The organism is Bradyrhizobium sp. AUGA SZCCT0176 (genome assembly GCF_018130145.1).
Taxonomy (GTDB): Bacteria; Pseudomonadota; Alphaproteobacteria; order Rhizobiales; family Xanthobacteraceae; genus Bradyrhizobium.
Window position 1 is genome coordinate 414,053 of record NZ_JAFCMB010000004.1, and the last position, 17,845, is coordinate 431,897.

A 17,845-nucleotide genomic window follows, 5' to 3' on the forward strand; every position below is an offset into this window, starting at 1 on the left:
CATCTACCGTCGTCTGGCTTCGCTAAAAATCGCCGAACGCCGGCCGGTTTTGGTGAAATAATGGCAAGTTAACGCTGCTTTCCCTCGTAAAGTATCCGTGATGGTCACCGATCCAAAGCAGGTCGATTTTGGAACAACTAACCATCACGACCGAGCATCCGTGACGGTAAGTGGTAAGCAGAACGGGAACGTTAAAGTGGCACTCAATTCGAACCAAGTTAAATCCCTGCAACCTGGCGTGCATGCGGACGGTGGGGGCTTTATCTGGTGGTGCGCGAGAGCGGTGATCGGGTGTGGGCCTTCCGCTTCACCGACCTCGAGGGCAAGCGGGCGCAGATGGAGTTCGCCAGGGCTGGCGACCGCGACGGCGCAAGCGGTGACGTTCTGACCCTTGGGGCGCGCGAGAAGGCGCGCGACTATAAGGTCGCGTTGAAGCGCGAGGGCATCGATCCGCGCGTCAAAAAGCGGGCCACCGCTCAGGGCAGCAAGACCTTCAAGGAGTTTGCCGAGGAGCAGTATCCTGATTGGTGCCAAGGGCTGTCCGAAGAGGAGTTAAAGCAGTGGCAGCGCTCCATCCGGGACGTGCCGAGCCTGCACAACAAGAAGCTCCAGGAGATCACCACCGAGCACGTATTGGAGGCGCTCAAGGCGATCTGGACCGTGAAGCCGGTCACAGCGTCGCGGACGCGCCAGCGGATCGAGCGGCTGATAGATGCTGCCAAAGCGTTGAGACTGCGCGCGGGCGAGAACCCGGCCGCATGGCGCGGCAACCTCAAACACCTGCTGCCGTCGCCTCGCAAGCTGAATCGCAAGAAGGGGCATCAGTCCGCGCCATATACGAAGATGCCGGGAATGATGACAGGGCTGCGCTATGATCCCGGCAACGCCGCGCGCTGCACAGAAGTCGGCATCCTCACCGTGTCGCGGAGGCAGGAAATCCGGCTGATGGAGTGGACGGAGCTCGACTTCGAAGCAAGGACGTGGATGGTTCCGGCTGAGAAGATGGGCTGACTTCATCAAGCCGCGCAAGGATACGTCGAGCGAGCAGCCACCAAGAAAGCGGCCAAAGCTCAATCTCGTCGCCTAACGAGGCGCACAAACCTACAGCATGCGGTGTCAGCTTAGTGCTGCTTGGTGCACTCAATTCCAACATGAGAATAGTTTGATGCCAACGCCCCCACGCAGGTTAGAAGACATTGTAGAGGCGCTGCGGCCGAAACCAGGCACAACGCGAAAATGCACCGTGCTACTTGGTGCTGGCTGTTCGATCAGCGCGGGGATTCCGTCGGCAGGTGCAGTGGTAGAGCATATTGGGCTCTATTGGGTAGGCTATGGAAAGGCGCCGCCGGCCCATGTCTCTCTCCAAACGGCTCCTCGCCCCCGGACGGCTCGGCTGACTATCTTCGATGGATAGAAGAACAGGTGTTCTGACAGGGTCTTGATAAGCATGGCGAGAGAGCTGCAAAGCAGCGACCCTGCTCACGATTGGTTTCCTCGCTTGTTAGATCTAACGCGGCCGTCTCGAGGGACGGGCCACGGGCCTCACGGTTCGCCCGGCGAAGCATCGTCCGGAGACGCGCGAAGACGCGCTCCTCACCATGAGGTTCGCTACCGCGCCACGACCTCGACCTCGCCATCAACGCCGTTGACGACGTTGAACGGGCGCTCGAACACCTTGCCTTCGTTCTTGGCGATGGCGCGGTATTCGCCTTCGGACAGGACGACGCGGGGAAATGCGCCGATCGATTCCTTGATGACGTCGCCGCCCGGCGTGATGACGGACCAGGCGGTGTTGGCGAGCGCCTCGCCGCCCTTGTCGCTGACCAGCTTTAGCGTGATCACAGCGGCGCGATGGGTGACGATCACGTCGGTCAGCTTGCCGGCCTGCACGCGGATGTCGGAACGGACAACGGAATTGGCATCGCCGTAGTTGGAGATGATGTAGTAGGTGCCCTCCGGCAGCAGCGCGACGTCGCCGCCGGCGACGTTGGGCAACAGCGAGGTCCGCTCCGCGCCGTCGAACTGGCTGCCTTTATAAATCGCGAACGAAATCTGGTTCGGCGGGATCTTGGAGGTGCCGACGCGGCCTTCGATGCGCAGGCCGCCGGCCGGAAGCACGAAGGATTCCCGATCGGTCTCCGACTTCAGGCTCACCGCCCGCACCGCGCTGACGAGGCCGAGCGCGACGTGCACGACATAATTGCCCGGCGGCAGCACGATGTTCGGGGTCGCACCGCGGTCCTCGCGGATCAGGCGGAACGTGCCGTTATCGTCCGGCTTGTCCGCGAACACCCGCCACACCAACCCGCTGTTGATGACCGGCAAATCCTTGCCGTAGCGCGCCGTCAACGACAGCACGGCCTGGCCAGGCGTCGCGGCGCCCGGCGGCGGCGCAACCGGCGGGACGGTGGCGATCGACGGCGGCACCAGGGTCGGCTGCGTCAGCGTTGGCGGCAGGGCGGGAATCGAGCCCGGCGGCGCCAGGTTCATCGCAGGACCCGACGGTGCATCCGGAATCGAACCCGGCGGCACCGGCGGCGGGCGATCGGAGAACATCTGGGCCGAAGCCGGGCCAGGTGCCAGCAACACCAAGGCAAACATTGAGGCAAGCAGAAGCCGCGGGAAAAGCCGCCATGCGCTCCCGTCCCCGCCGATGCCATTGCCTCGCCAAGTCATCGCCATGCTTTTCACTGAAAACGCGGCAAATTCAAGCCTGCAGAGTAGCCCGAAAGAGCAGCCCGAAGCCTCCTGGACCAAGGAACCGGCAGTTGATCACGCGGTCGCAGTCCAGTCATAATCTCCGCCTAGGCCGCTTTGGCCGGGCATAAACCATGCATCTGGAATTGATTGACATGATTCTGGTACGGCCATGCCGCGGCGAATATGCTTGAGCCGCAGGAGAGTTTTTCGTGTTGGATAACTGGATGGGCCGCGGCCAAAAGGGCTCCGACGGCCGTGACGAGGTAGGGCTCGGCAGCATCCGCCGGCCGGTGATCGGGCTGGCGCTGGGCGGCGGCGCCGCGCGCGGGTTCGCCCATATCGGCATCATCAAGACCCTGGTCGCCCACGGTATCCATCCCAATGTCGTGGTGGGAACGTCGATGGGCGCGGTGATCGGCGGCGGCTACGCCTCCGGAAATCTCGAAAAGGTGGAAGAATGGGCGCGCGGCCTGCAGCCGCGCAATATTTTCAGCTATCTCGATATCCGTCTCAACGGCTCCGGCCTGATCGGCGGCAGCAGGCTTGCCGCCCAACTCGAGACGACGATGGGTCAGGGCCTGATCGAGGACCTGCCGGTGAAATTCGCCACTGTTGCGACCGAAGTGCGCACCGGCCACGAGATCTGGCTGACCCATGGCCGCATGATCGACGCGATGCAGGCCTCATACGCGCTGCCGGGAATATTCTCGCCGGTCCTGATCGGCGACCGCTGGCTGGTCGATGGCGCGCTGGTCAACCCGGTTCCGGTGTCGGCGGCCCGCGCCCTCGGCGCGGAGATCGTCATCGCCGCCAATCTCTCCAGCGACGTCTTTACCCACTCGACGACGATCTATGCGCATGGCCCTTCCGCCGAGCTTGCGGTTGTGCCGGAAGCAGCGCCTGAACCTGCAACTCCGAAGCGCGGCCTAGGAAAATTCTTCTCCGCCGAACGCACCGTAAAGCGCGAATTCTTCGGCGCGCCCGGCCGGCCGGGAATTTCCACGGTCATGGTCGACGCCTTCAACATCATGCAGGACCGCATCACCCGCGCGCGGCTGGCCGGCGATCCGCCCGATCTCCTGATCTCGCCCCGGGTCGGCAAGATCGGCTTGTTCGATTTTCACCGCGCCGACGATCTGATCGCCCATGGCGTGCGCGCCGCCGAGCGCGCCATCGATTCCATCCAGGAAGCGATCCACATTCTGGCGCCGCCAGCGGCTGGTGCCGCCGCGCCCGCCGAAAAGGCCGGACCAGAGAAAGAATAGGGCTCAGGCGGTCTTGATGTAGTCGCGCAGCGCTTCCTGCTCGGCTTCATATTCGTGGACACGGCGCTTGACGATGTCGCCGATCGAGATCAGGCCGACCACCTTGCCCTCCTCGACGACAGGCAAATGCCTGAACTTGCCCAGCGTCATCATTTCCATGATGCCGCTGACCGTGTCCGACTCCCGGCAACTGACGACCTTGCGCGTCATCACGGCGCTGACCGGCTCATCCAGCACCTTGGCGCCGCGCTCGCCGAGCACACGGACGATGTCGCGTTCCGACAAGATGCCTTCGAGGCGTCCCTGGTTCATGACCAGCACGGCGCCGATCTTGCGCTCGCCCAGGAGCTTGACCGCGGCCGAGAGCTTGGCGTCCGGCTCGACGTTCAGGATGTCATGGCCTTTGGAATCGAGAATTGCACGTACCGTCATTGCCGCCTCCTGAATCGGTGCGCACCCCTTTTGGGGGTTCGACTTGTTCGCGAGTCTTCAATCAACAGTTCCGCGCCGAACTCGTTTCAAGAGCGTTCGTTTCAGGCGCGGTCTACAAGCTCGGCTGTCCAGCATGGCAGCGGGCTTTGTCTTGTGTCACACATGTCAAGATGATGGATGAAATCGCGGTGCGCCGCAAGCGACGATCAGACGCGGTCGGCCTCGTCAGGCGATGACGCATCTGCAGCATGCGCTGCCGCCCGTGGCACCGGATCGAACAGCGAAAACAGCATCAGGCCGGCGAGAAATCCGCCGATATGCGCTTGCCACGCCACGGTGCCGCCGTCGGCGCCGATCGCAATCGATCCGACGCCAAAGATGATGTTGACGCCGAACCACACCGCCAGAAATCCCAGCACGCGCGTGTCGCGAAAGGCCTGTCCGAGCGACAGCGCCGGCACCTTCGCCGCTTCATCCGCGTCGCCGCGGCTGAACGACAGAAAGCTTCCCTTCACAAAGGCAAAGCGAATGGCGGCCGCCATGGTGCCGGACACCGACGCCGACGCGCCGATCATCGGCGCGATCGCGTGTTCATGCGTGAGCAGATGTGCAATCGCGCCGGCCGCGGCCGTCACGGCCATGAACAGGTAAAACCTGACCGCGCCGAACCGGCGCGCCAGCGCGCTGCCGAACGGCAACAGCCACAGCACGTTGAAGCCGATATGGGTGAGATTGGCGTGCAGCAGCGAATAGGTGACGAAGGTCCAGACCTTGGCGCCCGCTCCGCCGGGAAAATCGATGTTGAGCAGCGTCGAATCGTAGCGTTTCGGAATGAAACCGAAGACGTCGATGGTCCAGTTCTCGAGTTCCGGCGGCAGCAGCACCCGCAGGTGAATGACCGCGATCAGCGCGACATAGGCCGTCAGCGCACCCGGCAGGGTCAGGATCGGCTCTCGCGGACCGTCCGGGGCTTCAAGCTGGGTTTCAGGCTGGGATTCCAAGGGGCCAGGGACCTTTAGAGACCTTTAGAGGCGGCTTTGGGGATAATCGGCCCAGATAGGCGGCTTTGCCCGCGCTGTGCAAGTGCACAAAATGGCTGTGGTGGACATACCCGTGTCCCCGGCTCTGCAGTGCACCGCAAGAGCGCTGCACTGCGTCCGGGACACGAGACAGGGTCGCTATGCCAAAAAGAGCAAAGAAAAAGGGAGGACGCTGAGAACGTCCTCCCTCGTCGTGCCGATCTTTTCGCGCCCCTGGAGCTTGGGGGAACATCCCCACCCCTCCCCGCGCGACGACCAAACTGTTTGACGCCACCTGTGTACCAACCGAGCCGGTAAGTCGGAGATAAGCCGGCCGGGCTCGATGCGTTCCACTCTACGCAGGCCGCACCGGGATCGCCAATCTCATAGTTAATTTAACGTTAATAACGCAAAGCCGCCGCCAAAGCGGCCAAACCGCGTCCACGGCATGGACGCTGCACAGCCTGTCCTGCACAACACAGAAGGGACAGCACGTGAGCAAAATCGGGACAGATATGTGCCGCCCTGCCACGGGCGGGGGCGAGGCCAACGTATGAAACATCCATCGAGCCGTCAGTTTTTTGCCTATTGGGACGCAAAACGCGGCCACGCGCGGGCACCTGACCGCAGCGAGATCGAACCTTCCGCGGTACGCGAACTGCTCGGCGACATCTTCGTGCTGGGTTACGAAAACGAGACCGGCTTCCCCTTCCGCGTCGCCGGAACACGGGTCTGCGCCCTGCTCGGCCGCGACGCAAAGGACAGCAGCTTCTCGGCGCTGTTCGCACCAGAGAGCCGCCGCGAAATCGAAGACGTCGTGACTTACGTCGCCGAAGAAATGCTGGCCGCCGTCGCCGGCATCACCGCGACGTCGGAAGACGGCCGGACGGCGCATCTGGAATTGCTGCTGCTGCCGTTCAACAACCGCGCGCACGCGCCGATCAGCGTCACCGGCCTGTTGGCGCCGTTCGAGGACGATCTCGGCACGCTGAAGGATTTCAAGCTGACGTCCTGGCGCTATCTGCACCGGCCGGAAAAACTCGTTCCCCGCGCCTTGCGCAAGCTCGCCATCGCGCGCGGCTTCATGGTGTATGAGGGGATTACCGGCCGCTGAACCGCGCGGCGCGCTTTTCAAGAAACGCGTTGCGTCCCTCCAGCGCATCCGCGCTCTTGCGGATCTCGGCCTGCGTCTCGATTTCGCGCCGGAACTGATCGGCATAGCTGGCGTGTTCGCTCTCCTCGAGCAGGCGGCGCGTCGCAACCAGCGCCCGCGTCGGACCGTTTGCAAGCTTGCGCGCCAGCGCCAGCGCGCCGCCCTGAAGCGCGGCATCATCGAACACTTCCCGGACCAGTCCCCATTCCCTGGCCGTCTCGGCCGATAGCGGCTCGTTCATCAACATCAGTTCGAGCGCGCGCTGCCGGCCGACCAGCCGCGGCAACAGCCAGGTCGAGCCGAGATCAGGCACCAGCGCGATCCGGCTGAAGACCTGAATGAAGCTCGCCGAGCGCGCCGCGACAATCACGTCTCCCGCCATCGCGAGACTGAAGCCGCCGCCGGCGGCGACGCCATTGACCGCCACCACGATCGGCACCTGGCATTCGCGCAGCGCCCTGAAGGCCGGCCAGTAATACCGCATCACCCCATCGACAATGTCGTCGCCGAGGATGGCCGCGGCCTTGAGGTTCTGGCCGGAGCAAAAGCCGCGGCCGGCGCCGGTCAGGACCAGCGCCCGTACCCCGGGATCCTCGGTCATCTCAGGGATCGCGAGGGCAAGATCGCCCAACAGGTCGGGCGTCATCGCATTCAGCGTCGCAGGCTCGTCCAGCGTCAGCACGCCAACGGCATCGTCGCGGTCCCGCTTCACTCCCGGCATCGCATCCCTCCCCGAAATTTGGCCGGCCCTGCCGGGCCCGACATTAAGCATGATGGTACCGAAACAACGCACTGACAAACAATCGCTTTCAGCGGTCTTGACCGAAAACGACCTTTGCCGGGATACTGACCGGATTGGACGTGAGCCATGTTTGAGATCATTATTTTCTGCGTCATTTTACTGGCGGTTTCCTATTGGGCGGTCCTGTGGCTGATGGGACGGCGCGAGGATGTTTTGCACGGCGAGTTCGTCGAAGCCGGCGCGCAGGTCGAGGAGCCCGCTCGATCGGTGTTTCCGGAGCGGCCTGCCCGTAAAGTTCAAGCGGTTCGGCAAGTCTTCCCCGAAAGGCCTGTCTTCCCCGAAAAACCCGTCATCACCGAGAAGCCCGACATCACGGAGAAGCGCGTTCAAACCGCAATCGCGGAGCCGGCCGTTCAAGCTGTCTTGCCGGAGCAACCCGCCTTCAGGCCGGAACGGCTGGAGTCGCTGCTCAACTCGATCAAGCAGGATCTCAATCAGCTGGTCCAGAAGTAGCTTTCGACCGCCGGTCGACGTTCAGGCCGAAATCCGTGCGCGCGTTGACATAGCTCGCTCGCGGTCGGAGGTTGCTCGACAACTCTTGAAGGTGCGGCATTGCGCAATCGCTGGGGCATTCTTGCGATCCTGTTCGTGGTTCGCCTCACGATGGCCTTCCAGTTTCAGAGCGTGGCCGCGGTCGCGCCGTTGCTCGGCAGCAATTTCGGCGTCAGCCTTGCCGATATCGGATTGCTGATCGGTCTTTACTTCACGCCGGGCGTGGCGATTGCGTTGCCGGGCGGCGCAATCGGGCAAAGGTTCGGCGACAAGACCACCGTGCTCGCCGCGCTCACGCTGATGCTGATCGGCGGCCTTGCGATGGCGCTGTCGGATTCCTGGACCGTGCAGATGGCGGGACGGCTGATCGCGGGCGCCGGCGGCGTGCTGCTCAACGTCCAGATGACCAAGATGGTCGCTGACTGGTTCGCCGGTCGCGAGATCGCAACGGCGATGGCGATCTTCATCAATTCATGGCCGGCCGGCATTGCGCTTTCGTTGTTGACCCTGCCCGCGATCGGCACCGCCTGGGGCGTGAGCGCGGTCTATTTCGCGGTCGCAGCCTTGATCGGATGGGGGATCGTTCTTCTTGCCGCGGGCTATCGATCGCCGCCGAATGCGGCTGCGGTCTCCGGCGCTCCCGCACGTCTCGACCGCAACGTAACGATCGCGGTGATCGTCGCGGGGCTGCTCTGGGGCATCTACAATATCGGCTTTGCGATGATCTTCAGCTTTGGACCGTTGTTGCTGGTCGAACGCGGCTGGTCGATCGCGTCAGCAGGATCGACCATCAGCATCGTGCTGTGGCTGGCGGCGCTCGCGGGCCCGGCAGGCGGATTTCTGGCGGATCGAACCAAGCGCCCGCAGACTGTTCTTGTCGGCGGGTGCATCGTGTTCGCGCTGCTGATGCTGATGCTGCCACGCTCCGGCGCCGTGCTGCTGGCAGTCGTCGCGCTCGGCCTCGTCTGCGCGCTGCCGTCGGGGCCGATCATGAGCCTGCCCCCGCAGGTGCTGCAGCCTTCCACCCGCGCGATCGGCATGGGCCTGTTCTACACGGTCTATTATGCGGCGATGATGCTGGGGCCGTTTGTCGGCGGCAGCCTCGCCAAATGGACGGGGACCGCTGCCACCGCATTCGACTTCGGTGCGGCGATGGTTTTGCTGTGCCCGCCGCTGCTGTGGACGTTCAACCGGATTGCGGCGGCACGGACACACACAGCTTGATGCACATACTTGATGCAACCGGCGATAACACATCATTAACCCTGTCGGCCTTAGGGTCTTCCTGACGCCGAAGGACCGGACGTCGGGTGGCGAAGAATGTCGTTTGCGCAAAAAAAATCCACTGTCCCGGTCGCTCAGGAGCGACGGCGCTTCCAGCGCGTGAAAGTCCACCTGCTCGGCCGCTATATGCTGCCGGACCGGCGTGAATTTCCCTGCCAGATCATCAATATGTCGCCGGGTGGATTGGCCCTGCTGGCGCCCGGCATCGGCAATGTCGGCGACCGCGTGATCGCCTATCTCGACCATATCGGCCGGGTTGAGGGCAAGATCACCCGCATCATCGACAATGGTTTTGCCATGACCGTGGGCGCGACCGCGCGCAAACGCGACAAGCTCGCCGCCCAGCTCACCTGGCTCGCCAACCGCGATATCCTCAATCTTCCGGAAGACCGCCGCCACGACCGTATCGTGCCGCGCAACCCGATCGCGCTGCTCACGCTCGAGGACGGCAGTAAGATGACCTGCCGGATCATCGACCTCTCGGCGTCGGGTGCGGCGATTGCCGCGGAAAACCGCCCGCCGCTGAAATCGCTTGTCATGCTGGGCAAGGTCCAGTCCCGGGTGGTGCGAAATCTCGAAGAAGGCTTCGCGCTCGAGTTCGTCCACGAGCAAATTGCCGAGACGCTCGAAGACGCGGTTAGCGCGCGGTAAAGCGCCAGCCGCCCCAATCCTCGATTTCCCGACTTCAAAAGGCGGTATCCGCGTTGCCGGATACCGCCTTTGTGCGCTCTGACGCCGGCCAGAGCAGGTTAACGCCGGGCGCTTTTGCAACCGCAAGTGCCGCTGCGGCAGCGCCTGGCGCGTTAATGCGTACAATTTGAATCAATTGCAGTTGTTTCAAATTTTAGGCGAATTTTATTCAAGTATAGATCGAATTCGCCGCGTCTTTTACTTGTATTCGCGTCAAATGTACTTGGCTGACTTAGCGGCGGCGCAAATCCTTTGTGCGAAACATGGTCCCAACAAGAAACGGGGGCCACAATGTTGTTCAGGGGACAGGGGAAGGGATTGGCGGTTGCCGCCATCCTGCTGGGGATGAGCGTCTCTACGAGTTATCAGGCGAAAGCCGGTGACGCGCTCTATGCCAGCCTTGGCGATACCACGCGTTCGCCGATCGGCTGGGTTGAATTCTGCGCCGAGAATCCCGGCGACTGCCGCGGCGGCGCATCACAGCCGCGGGACATCGTGCTGTCGCAGACGGCATGGCGAGATTTGCTGAGAGTCAACAAGTGGGTCAACGAGACCATCAAGCCGATCACCGACATGGATCATTGGGGTGTGATCGAGAAATGGTCGTTGCCGACAGACGGCTACGGCGACTGCGAGGACTACGTGCTGTTGAAGCGCAAGATGCTGATCGACGCCGGCTGGCCGCGCGAGGCGCTGCTGATCACGGTGGTGCGCGACAAGAAGGGCGAAGGCCACGCGGTGCTCACGGTCAAAACCGACAAGGGCGAATTCGTGCTCGACAACCAGAACGAAAACGTCCTCGCCTGGACGGAGACTGGCTACCGCTTCGTCAAGCGTCAGTCGCAGAGCGACCCGAATCTGTGGGTGTCGCTCGGTGATAACCGCCCCGCGGTCGCCACCGCCAGTTCTCGCGATCGCTAACGACAAAGGAATTTACGAACCCGCGACCCGGTCACATCCCCACCCCTCCCCGTCCCAGACCGGTTCGCGCGCGGCCAGCCTTCCCCCAAAGGCTGGCCGCAACTTTTTTGTGGGTGCCGAAAACATCGAGCTTCCATGTTATCTCCCAACTCAACTTTAGTTTGTGGATATTCCAAGGCTTTCGACAAAATCATAAAACAATACGGCGATGTCCAACTCGACATCAATAATGCCGCAGCTATCGCGAAGAGCCTCGGCAAGTATAGCACTGAAACTGCTGCACTCTCCGAAATTGCCGTTCTCATAAGTGCGGCCGCCGTGGCGGTAACTGAAGAAATAAAATTCGCCAAATTACGAGCCGCCGCGCGAAAATATCAGCCGCTTCTCGAAGAACACGCAAAGTCTCTCAGCGGGCGGCTTTCGGGATTGGACCGCCAGACGACCCAGGATATTGCCGTCTGGAGAGATTGTGTACAGGAGAAATTCAAGATCATCGCAACGTTAGCGAAGCCGACTCTTCTACCGACTTCAGTAATTGAACTGGACGCCGCTTACGGAGCATTTCAGGCTCAATACCGATCTTACGTGGGCACGTCGCCTCAGGTAGGCGACATGATTAAAGACCTGATTGATGCTAACAAGGCAATCTCGGAAGCTCCCGATTCAACTCGCATTAAAGAGAGCATCGAGCGCTACATCATTATCTTCGATAATTCCAAATCGACGATAACGAAGGCAGGCGCTTTACCGATTTAGCGCCTCTCGACTGCAAGTAACAGAAAATAGCAATCTGGAGTAGCGCACGGGATTCGGCTTTCCGCCCGATACCGTTTATTGTTCGCGGTAGGTTTAGCCAACCGTAAGGCGGCGAGCCGCCATACGGTTGGCTGGCCGCAACTTTTTTGGAGTTGGCCAGCAATCTGTGAGATCATGGTGTCTCCAAGCGGGAGAACCGACCTTGGCCGACACTGAGATCGACGCCATCCGTGAATTGCTGGGCTCGAAACCGCGACCGGTCGGATGGTCGGAGCGGCGCCAGCGGCTCGACGAAGTCGGATCGACTTGGCCGGTCGCATCCGATGTGAAATGTGACGCCGTCGATTGCGATGGCGTCCCCGGCGAGTGGTCGCTCGCGCCAGGCAGCGACCCGTCGCGCGTGCTGCTCTATTTCCACGGCGGCGGTTATTGCTCCGGTTCGATCCAGAGCCATCGCCGGATGGTGACGGAAGCCGGCCGCGCGGCGCAGTCGCGCTCGCTCGCGATCGATTACCGCCGCGCGCCGGAGCACCCCTACCCGGCCGCCCACGAGGACGCGCTGACGGCGTGGCGCTTCCTGCGCAAGCAAGGCATACCGGCAGCAAACATCGCCGTCGGCGGCGACAGTGCCGGCGGTAATCTCGCGCTCGGGCTGATCGGCCGGTTGCGTGCGGAAGGCGAGCAGCTGCCCGGCTGCGCCTGGCTGGTCTCGCCCTGGACCGACCTGACGATGTCGGGCACCACGCTCGACACCAAGGATGCGACGGACCCGCTGATCCACCGGGCCTATCTCGCCGAACTCGCGGACGCCTATGCGCCGTCGCCGATCGATCGCAGGGATCCGCTGATCTCGCCATTATTTGCGGATCTCGCCGGCTTTCCGCCGCTCCTGATCCAGGTCGGCTCGGCCGAAACGCTGCTGGCGGACGCCACACGGCTGGCGGCCGCCGCCGGATCTGATAACGTCGAGGTGAGCCTCGAAATCTGGCCGCACATGATCCATGCGTGGCCGGTCTGGAATGCGAGATTGGAAGATGGCCGCCGCGCATTGGCGAAGGCGGGGCAATTTGTCCGCGCGCATCTGCAAAGACCGCCGTAGAGCGTGTGCAGGCCGCGCAGGCCGCCCAAGGCCATTCTGCAGCGCAAAAGCCCGGGATTATTGATGTTTTACCCGGAATCCCGCCTCGACTGGGTGAATCCCTGGTTTCGGCGCAGCCAAGCCTGTGGTAATCGAGGGCATTGAAATTACGTCCGGATTTAGAGTCTCATGATCGAACCCACCCCCCGGAATACCAGTGCGCTTGCGCGCATCAGTGGCCAGCCGATCGCAATCGGCGCTGCGGCCCTCGTCATTGTCGTGTTGGGAATAGGTTCAATCACGCTGTGGCGGGCCTATACCGGCACCGCGCCCGAAACCGACCGCGTCGTCGCGGTCAGGCAATTGCAGGCGCGTACCGCGCAGGCGTCCGAACAGCTGGTCGAGAAAACCAAGGGCATCGAAGCCACCCAGCAGGAATCGATCGATCAGCTCCAAGTGGTCCAGGATCAATTACTGACGGTGCGCCGCCTGCTCGCCGCGCAGCAGGCCGATACCAGAAAGCTCTCCGAACAGGTCGGCACCCTGACCGAATCGATCGACGGCTTGCGGCAATCGTTCGCGAGCGCGCAGGCGGCCGAACCGGCCGCCCCGCCCTCTGCCCGCAAACGGTCGGTCAGGAAATCCAACGCGGCAAAGCCGCGCGCCAGCAAGAGCGCCAAACTCAAGCGCGGCAGGTCGAACGGCTGACGCCCGCCCCGGACGCGGTCCGGGACCGTCCCTCAAAGCCAGAGGAACGGACTGAGCGCCTTGGTGATATCCCCGAACGATCAGTACCCTTTGCGCGGCTGATCGTGACGCGTTCAGCCCAGTCCGCCGTGCCCGGCTGCAGGCCGGCGGCAGCTCTCCACCAGATGCCACCAAAAATCCGCCTTCCTGCCAATTTTGTGTTCCGAGTGTGAACTGCTTCACATATGGCCGCGGGAATCTCCTGCATGCTGCAGTTCACCGGATGGCGTGAGCCGATTTCAATATCCGGGGCTGGCAAGGTCGTTGACGGTATATTGCGTCGACGGCCTTGTTTTTTGGCCCCCATTCATCCCTCGCCCCGGCGCTTCCGAAATCCCGATCAGATTTAACTCGCAGGCAGGTGATTTGCCTTTGGCCGGCATTGTTTGCTGAATGCGGCTCTCTTGAGCCCGTGCGATCCTGATACATGAGGACCGCACTCTACTCGTTTGTTTTTGATGCGTTTTCGGCGCAGATAAGTCTACGCAATCTGCGTAAACTTGATCGCTATGCGGGGGAAACCCCTTGCGCCGGAAGACGCCATGCAAGGAGCCTCCCCAATGAGCGCCGAACCCCTGCCGACCGCCGATGTCATCGGACTGACGAAAATCGCGCCGTTTTCCCGCCGCAGCTTCATGACCGCGACGGCCGCCGTCACGGCCGGCTATACGCTGGCCGCCGGGCCGGTGCGGGCCGACGTTATCAAGACCGACACCAACGGCCTTAACGCCGGCGATGCCCGGATCAAGGTGACCGACGGTGAGATGCCCGGCTATTTCGCCCGTCCCGAAGGCGCCGCCAATCCGCCGGTCGTGCTGGTAGCGATGGAGATTTTCGGGCTGCATGAATACATCAAGGACGTGACGCGGCGCCTCGCCAAGCTCGGCGTGTTTGCGGTGGCGCCGGATTATTATTTCCGCAAGGGCACCGATCTCACCAAGGTCACCGACATCCCCCAACTGCTGCCGATCGTGAATTCGAAACCGGACGCCGAATTGCTGTCCGACCTCGACAGCACGGTGGCGTGGGCGAAGTCGCAGGGCGGCGATACTTCGCGGCTCGGCATCATCGGGTTCTGCCGCGGCGGGCGGACGGTTTGGGAATATGCCGCCCATAATCCCACGCTGAAGGCAGGCGCCGCGTTTTACGGCCCGCCGGTCGATCCGCCGAACCCGCTCTGGCCGAAGAGCCCGACGCAGCTCGCGCCCGAGATGAAGGCGCCGGTGCTGGGCCTCTATGGTGAAGCCGATAGCGGCATTCCCGTCGCCGCCGTGGAAGCCCTGAAAGCCGCCCTGGCGGCGAACAAGAAGACCGCCGAGTTCAAGATCTATCCGGGCGCCCCGCATGGCTTCCACGCCGACTATCGTGCCAGCTATCGCAAGGAAGCGGCCGACGATGCGTGGGCGCAGATGCAGGCCTGGTTCAAGAAATACGGCGTGCTGAGCTAAAAATAGCTACGGGCAAACCACAGGCGTGAAAAATGGCGCGCAGCCAACGGCTGCGCGCTATTTCAAGGGACGGCCTATCCGACGCGATCGCTGTTGCGATGCGGCCTGGATACCGTCTGCTCGATTTCCCAGAGTATCCAGACGACGGCCGCTCCCAGACTGACAACGATACCCAGGAGCACGAACGTCAAAGCCGGGACTGTGAGCATGTTCAGCATCCCTGATGTGATGCAAGCGACGTACCAGCAAACCAAACGCGGCCTCGGTGATTAAACACCGGGGCCGCCGAAATAATCCCGATAACCCGCCAGGCCGGGATTAGTTGCAAACCTGAACCGGCTGGAGGCGCCAGCCATAGGGGGTCAGCACGCGCTGCTGAACGACGTAGCAGCCGCCATCGCCGTAATCGTAGCCGTAATTGGCGTAATACGGGTAACCGTCATCATAGCCGCTGTAATAGCCGTACGGTCCGTAGAGCCCGTAGCCGAGGCCGGCGCCGACGACGGCTGCAGCGGCAAGGGGAAATCCACGATGACGGAAGCCGTGATGGTACCCGCCGCGATAACCGGCAAAGTTGCCGCCGCGAAATCCAGCCGCTACGGGAAGCGCCGCCGCACGGAAACCACCGCCGATCGCTGCGGCGCGAAAGCCTCCGCCGCCGATGCCAATCCCGCCGCCCCGGAAGCCGCCGCCGTGGAAACCACCGCCATGGAAGCCGCCACCGCCGCGAAACCCTCCGCCGCCGAAGCCGCCGCGGGCCGAAGCTGTGTCCGGCACCAGCATGGCGAGCGATGCGGCCGCGACCAAGGCGATCATCGTTTTGCGTAACATCACACATTCTCCTGCTAAGGACTCGCCGCAAGCGAGTGGAAAACATTCTGCTTCCCACCACAAATCTAGGACGGGTTCTCAGCAATCGCGCTGCCTGTTTTCTCACTTCTGCGCGACTGGCAACGTGCAACGTTCTAGCAGCCCCGGCAGATGCTCTTCACCTTGCGGTCGATGGTCCTGTTTTCCTGTTGGATGGCGGCATCGACATCCGCTTGCGGTTGCGCCGTCGCCCCTGTGCCCGCAGCACCGGTCGTAACCCCGGCCCCGGTGTTCACGGCCGGGCCCGACGATTGGGCGGTGCCGGCGCTGTTGGTGCCGGGCGCAGCGGGAAGCCTGGCCGCGTTGCCGCTCGGATCGTTGCCCGAATTGTTCAGACCGGCCGCGTTTGCCGGGCCGGGTGGCACGCCATTGATGGAAGTCGGGCCGGCGCCCGCCGATCCCGCATTGGGCGTACCCACCGAGCTGCTGCTTCCTGATGTCGAGCCGCTTGCGGCGCCGCCAGCACTTGTGCCGCCAGCACTTCCGCTGCCGCCGCCTGCGCTTTGCGCGAACGAAATGGCCGGCACCGTCAGGATGGTGAGCGCGATCATTGCTGCAAATGCGGTTGGTTTGGTCATCGAGAACTCCTTTCCTGGTTCAACGACGGCGAAACAGGCTTGTTCCGGCCGGAACGATTTCGGCCGCGGACCATTATGCAAGCGTATCCGCCACGTTGCCGGAGCCGAGGACGCTTGCGCAAACTGATCGCTTTCGACGACGACACGTTCGACAAGCTGACCCAGCTTGGACGCGACCGGATGGCGACGATTCAGGAACTGGCCGATGAAGCCTTTGCTGACGTTTTGAAGAAGCACGGCATCCCGATCGATCTCAAGGACGCACTTCGCAAGAGCGCAAAACTTTCCAGCGCCAAAACAGAAAAAATTGCAAAACAGAAGAAGTCAAAGGCCCGGAAGGCAACATCGTGACGACCGAGCCCGATCCGTTCGAGCAGGGTCAGCGCGCCGCGCGCGCGAACATTCCGGCTGAAGCAAATCCATATCAGGACGGCAGCGAACAGCACGCACTCTGGGCAGCCGGGCACGAACAGGTTGCCAGCGCGGCAGAGGTCAACGAATCCGAAGATACCTGACGCTGTGTTCAGCCGATCTTCTTCAAACCTTTTTTGAAGCGCGGCCCGTTGATGGCGTAGGACTTCGCCGCACGTCCCATCGCCGTCGCCTGCTCGGGCGAAAGCGTGCGGATCACGCGCGCGGGCGATCCGATGATCAGGGAATGCTCGGGAAATTCCTTGCCCTCGGTGATAACGGATCCCGCGCCGACGACGCTGCCACGGCCGATCTTCGCGCCGTTCATCACGATCGAGCCCATCCCGACCAGCGCGCCATCCTCGAGCGTGCAGCCGTGCAGGATGACGTTGTGGCCGACGGTGCAGTTTTTCCCGATCGTCAGCGGAAAGCCGGGGTCGGTGTGGCAGGTCGAATTGTCCTGCACGTTGGAGCCTTCGCCGATCTCGATCCACTCATTGTCGCCGCGGAGCACCGCGCCGAACCACACGCTGGCCCCATTCTTCAGACGCACCTTGCCGATGACGGTGGCGGTATCGGCGATGAAATAGTTTCCGTCCGCGGGAAGATCGGGCCCCTGCCCGTCAAGTTCGTAGATCGCCATGATGATCAGGTCTCCGTTTGTGGAGACCTTGGCACAGCCGCCAGCGCATGATCAAGCAAGCGGCCGGATACGCCTCAGGCGAGCAGGCTTTAGGCGAACAGGCTCTAAGCGACCAGGCCTGCGGCCCGCAGCGTCATCAGGAAGAACGTGCCGGACATCAGGCTCCAGAAACCGGCGAGCACGGTCGCCATCATCACGAATTCGAAGCGGCGGCGCTCGATCCTGGCGCCGCGCAGCGTATTGCGCATGATGATGAAGGGGGCAGCAAAAACCAGGAACGGAACCGCGGCGAACGTCTTCGGCGCCACGCCATCCCCGAGTAGCCCGAAACCGGCGGGCCGCGCCGCCATGGCCTGGTAGCCGCAGGTCAACGCGCCGGCGAGCGCAAAACCGATGCAAAGGGAAAACAGGGAATTCAACGCATCGGGCGACATGGAACACATCCGCTACAGAGCAAACCGCGCCCTGCTTTCGCAAAATCGGGGACCCGCCGCCACAGCATCCTTAAGGAAAGGTTAACAGCGGGCGGCCGCAGCCCCGTTTGCGCATGGCTCGC

21 protein-coding genes are annotated in these 17,845 nt (G+C 62.6%); 13 read left to right on the forward strand and 8 right to left on the reverse strand.

The features are described from left to right. The first annotated feature begins 267 nt into the window (after positions 1–267). The gene (locus JQ600_RS13140) at positions 268–1,011 is read left to right on the forward strand and encodes a phage integrase central domain-containing protein (RefSeq protein ID WP_212386833.1); all 744 of its coding nucleotides are present in this window, start codon (positions 268–270) and stop codon (positions 1,009–1,011) included. Positions 1,012–1,608: 597 nt separating this feature from the next. Here JQ600_RS13140 and JQ600_RS13145 read toward each other — a convergent pair. After that, positions 1,609–2,676 (reverse strand): hypothetical protein, encoded by a 1,068-nt coding sequence (locus JQ600_RS13145; protein WP_212265834.1) that lies wholly within the window; start codon positions 2,674–2,676, stop codon positions 1,609–1,611. Between the two features lie 233 nt (positions 2,677–2,909). On the opposite strand from JQ600_RS13145, the gene JQ600_RS13150 reads away from it, so the two are divergent. After that, a complete protein-coding gene (locus tag JQ600_RS13150; RefSeq protein WP_312010908.1) occupies positions 2,910–3,965 on the forward strand; it encodes a patatin-like phospholipase family protein in 1,056 nt (351 codons plus the stop codon). Between the two features lie 3 nt (positions 3,966–3,968). On the opposite strand, the gene JQ600_RS13155 is transcribed toward JQ600_RS13150, so the two are convergent. Further along, the gene (locus tag JQ600_RS13155; protein WP_212265835.1) at positions 3,969–4,397 is read right to left on the reverse strand and encodes a CBS domain-containing protein; all 429 of its coding nucleotides are present in this window, start codon (positions 4,395–4,397) and stop codon (positions 3,969–3,971) included. 206 nt (positions 4,398–4,603) lie between these two features. Next, positions 4,604–5,398: a rhomboid family intramembrane serine protease gene (locus JQ600_RS13160; RefSeq protein ID WP_212386835.1), complete on the reverse strand. Its 795-nt coding sequence runs from the start codon at positions 5,396–5,398 to the stop codon at positions 4,604–4,606. A gap of 571 nt (positions 5,399–5,969) precedes the next feature. On the opposite strand from JQ600_RS13160, the gene JQ600_RS13165 reads away from it, so the two are divergent. Next, positions 5,970–6,530: a PAS domain-containing protein gene (locus tag JQ600_RS13165; RefSeq protein ID WP_212386837.1), complete on the forward strand. Its 561-nt coding sequence runs from the start codon at positions 5,970–5,972 to the stop codon at positions 6,528–6,530. Here the strand turns inward: JQ600_RS13165 and JQ600_RS13170 are convergent. Then, complete coding sequence (locus JQ600_RS13170; RefSeq protein ID WP_212386839.1) at positions 6,517–7,290, reverse strand: enoyl-CoA hydratase-related protein; 774 nt, start codon at positions 7,288–7,290, stop codon at positions 6,517–6,519. The genes JQ600_RS13165 and JQ600_RS13170 overlap by 14 nt on opposite strands. A 147-nt stretch (positions 7,291–7,437) precedes the next feature. Here JQ600_RS13170 and JQ600_RS13175 point away from each other — a divergent pair, with 147 nt between their 5' ends. The 8 genes from JQ600_RS13175 (at position 7,438) to JQ600_RS13210 (ending at position 14,787) form a co-directional block, all read left to right on the forward strand. Continuing rightward, positions 7,438–7,824 carry a hypothetical protein gene (locus tag JQ600_RS13175; RefSeq protein ID WP_212386841.1) on the forward strand — a complete coding sequence of 129 codons (387 nt, stop codon included), beginning with the start codon at positions 7,438–7,440 and terminating at the stop codon, positions 7,822–7,824. 99 nt (positions 7,825–7,923) lie between these two features. Then, complete coding sequence (locus JQ600_RS13180; protein WP_212386843.1) at positions 7,924–9,087, forward strand: CynX/NimT family MFS transporter; 1,164 nt, start codon at positions 7,924–7,926, stop codon at positions 9,085–9,087. Positions 9,088–9,183: 96 nt separating this feature from the next. After that, on the forward strand, positions 9,184–9,798 hold the full coding sequence (locus JQ600_RS13185; protein ID WP_212204845.1) for a PilZ domain-containing protein: 615 nt from the start codon (positions 9,184–9,186) through the stop codon (positions 9,796–9,798). A 330-nt stretch (positions 9,799–10,128) separates the two neighbouring features. After that, positions 10,129–10,758, forward strand: coding sequence for a transglutaminase-like cysteine peptidase (locus tag JQ600_RS13190; RefSeq protein WP_212265841.1), 630 nt, complete (start codon positions 10,129–10,131; stop codon positions 10,756–10,758). Positions 10,759–10,893: 135 nt separating this feature from the next. Next, a complete protein-coding gene (locus tag JQ600_RS13195) occupies positions 10,894–11,514 on the forward strand; it encodes a hypothetical protein (RefSeq protein WP_212489942.1) in 621 nt (206 codons plus the stop codon). 202 nt (positions 11,515–11,716) lie between these two features. Then, positions 11,717–12,613, forward strand: coding sequence for an alpha/beta hydrolase (locus JQ600_RS13200; RefSeq protein ID WP_212386847.1), 897 nt, complete (start codon positions 11,717–11,719; stop codon positions 12,611–12,613). A 168-nt stretch (positions 12,614–12,781) separates the two neighbouring features. Continuing rightward, a complete protein-coding gene (locus JQ600_RS13205; RefSeq protein WP_212386850.1) occupies positions 12,782–13,300 on the forward strand; it encodes a hypothetical protein in 519 nt (172 codons plus the stop codon). Between the two features lie 674 nt (positions 13,301–13,974). Beyond that, positions 13,975–14,787, forward strand: coding sequence for a dienelactone hydrolase family protein (locus JQ600_RS13210; RefSeq protein WP_212387294.1), 813 nt, complete (start codon positions 13,975–13,977; stop codon positions 14,785–14,787). A gap of 318 nt (positions 14,788–15,105) precedes the next feature. On the opposite strand, the gene JQ600_RS13215 is transcribed toward JQ600_RS13210, so the two are convergent. Next, the gene (locus tag JQ600_RS13215) at positions 15,106–15,618 is read right to left on the reverse strand and encodes a hypothetical protein (RefSeq protein WP_212386851.1); all 513 of its coding nucleotides are present in this window, start codon (positions 15,616–15,618) and stop codon (positions 15,106–15,108) included. Positions 15,619–15,752: 134 nt separating this feature from the next. After that, positions 15,753–16,235, reverse strand: a complete 483-nt coding sequence (locus JQ600_RS36840; protein ID WP_249135856.1) for a hypothetical protein — start codon at positions 16,233–16,235, stop codon at positions 15,753–15,755. 114 nt (positions 16,236–16,349) lie between these two features. Here JQ600_RS36840 and JQ600_RS13225 point away from each other — a divergent pair, with 114 nt between their 5' ends. After that, positions 16,350–16,586 carry a hypothetical protein gene (locus JQ600_RS13225; protein ID WP_212265959.1) on the forward strand — a complete coding sequence of 79 codons (237 nt, stop codon included), beginning with the start codon at positions 16,350–16,352 and terminating at the stop codon, positions 16,584–16,586. Beyond that, positions 16,583–16,750: a hypothetical protein gene (locus JQ600_RS13230; protein WP_212265848.1), complete on the forward strand. Its 168-nt coding sequence runs from the start codon at positions 16,583–16,585 to the stop codon at positions 16,748–16,750. The genes JQ600_RS13225 and JQ600_RS13230 overlap by 4 nt, the downstream gene beginning before the upstream one ends. A gap of 8 nt (positions 16,751–16,758) precedes the next feature. On the opposite strand, the gene JQ600_RS13235 is transcribed toward JQ600_RS13230, so the two are convergent. Both JQ600_RS13235 and JQ600_RS13240 read right to left on the reverse strand, forming a co-directional pair. After that, the gene (locus tag JQ600_RS13235) at positions 16,759–17,289 is read right to left on the reverse strand and encodes a gamma carbonic anhydrase family protein (RefSeq protein WP_211996227.1); all 531 of its coding nucleotides are present in this window, start codon (positions 17,287–17,289) and stop codon (positions 16,759–16,761) included. Positions 17,290–17,393: 104 nt separating this feature from the next. After that, positions 17,394–17,723: a DUF6949 family protein gene (locus JQ600_RS13240; protein ID WP_212386853.1), complete on the reverse strand. Its 330-nt coding sequence runs from the start codon at positions 17,721–17,723 to the stop codon at positions 17,394–17,396. Positions 17,724–17,845: the final 122 nt, after the last annotated feature.

Bases quoted from the DNA above. Each gene is read 5' to 3' on its own strand.
- JQ600_RS36840 (WP_249135856.1), bottom strand. From the start codon at position 16,235: ATGACCAAACCAACCGCATTTGCAGCAATGATCGCGCTCACCATCCTG.
- JQ600_RS13190 (WP_212265841.1), top strand. From the start codon at position 10,129: ATGTTGTTCAGGGGACAGGGGAAGGGATTGGCGGTTGCCGCCATCCTG.
- JQ600_RS13165 (WP_212386837.1), top strand. From the start codon at position 5,970: ATGAAACATCCATCGAGCCGTCAGTTTTTTGCCTATTGGGACGCAAAA.
- JQ600_RS13205 (WP_212386850.1), top strand. From the start codon at position 12,782: ATGATCGAACCCACCCCCCGGAATACCAGTGCGCTTGCGCGCATCAGT.
- JQ600_RS13155 (WP_212265835.1), bottom strand. From the start codon at position 4,397: ATGACGGTACGTGCAATTCTCGATTCCAAAGGCCATGACATCCTGAAC.
- JQ600_RS13215 (WP_212386851.1), bottom strand. From the start codon at position 15,618: ATGTTACGCAAAACGATGATCGCCTTGGTCGCGGCCGCATCGCTCGCC.
- JQ600_RS13170 (WP_212386839.1), bottom strand. From the start codon at position 7,290: ATGCCGGGAGTGAAGCGGGACCGCGACGATGCCGTTGGCGTGCTGACG.
- JQ600_RS13145 (WP_212265834.1), bottom strand. From the start codon at position 2,676: ATGACTTGGCGAGGCAATGGCATCGGCGGGGACGGGAGCGCATGGCGG.
- JQ600_RS13195 (WP_212489942.1), top strand. From the start codon at position 10,894: ATGTTATCTCCCAACTCAACTTTAGTTTGTGGATATTCCAAGGCTTTC.
- JQ600_RS13210 (WP_212387294.1), top strand. From the start codon at position 13,975: ATGACCGCGACGGCCGCCGTCACGGCCGGCTATACGCTGGCCGCCGGG.
- JQ600_RS13175 (WP_212386841.1), top strand. From the start codon at position 7,438: ATGTTTGAGATCATTATTTTCTGCGTCATTTTACTGGCGGTTTCCTAT.
- JQ600_RS13185 (WP_212204845.1), top strand. From the start codon at position 9,184: ATGTCGTTTGCGCAAAAAAAATCCACTGTCCCGGTCGCTCAGGAGCGA.
- JQ600_RS13235 (WP_211996227.1), bottom strand. From the start codon at position 17,289: ATGGCGATCTACGAACTTGACGGGCAGGGGCCCGATCTTCCCGCGGAC.
- JQ600_RS13240 (WP_212386853.1), bottom strand. From the start codon at position 17,723: ATGTCGCCCGATGCGTTGAATTCCCTGTTTTCCCTTTGCATCGGTTTT.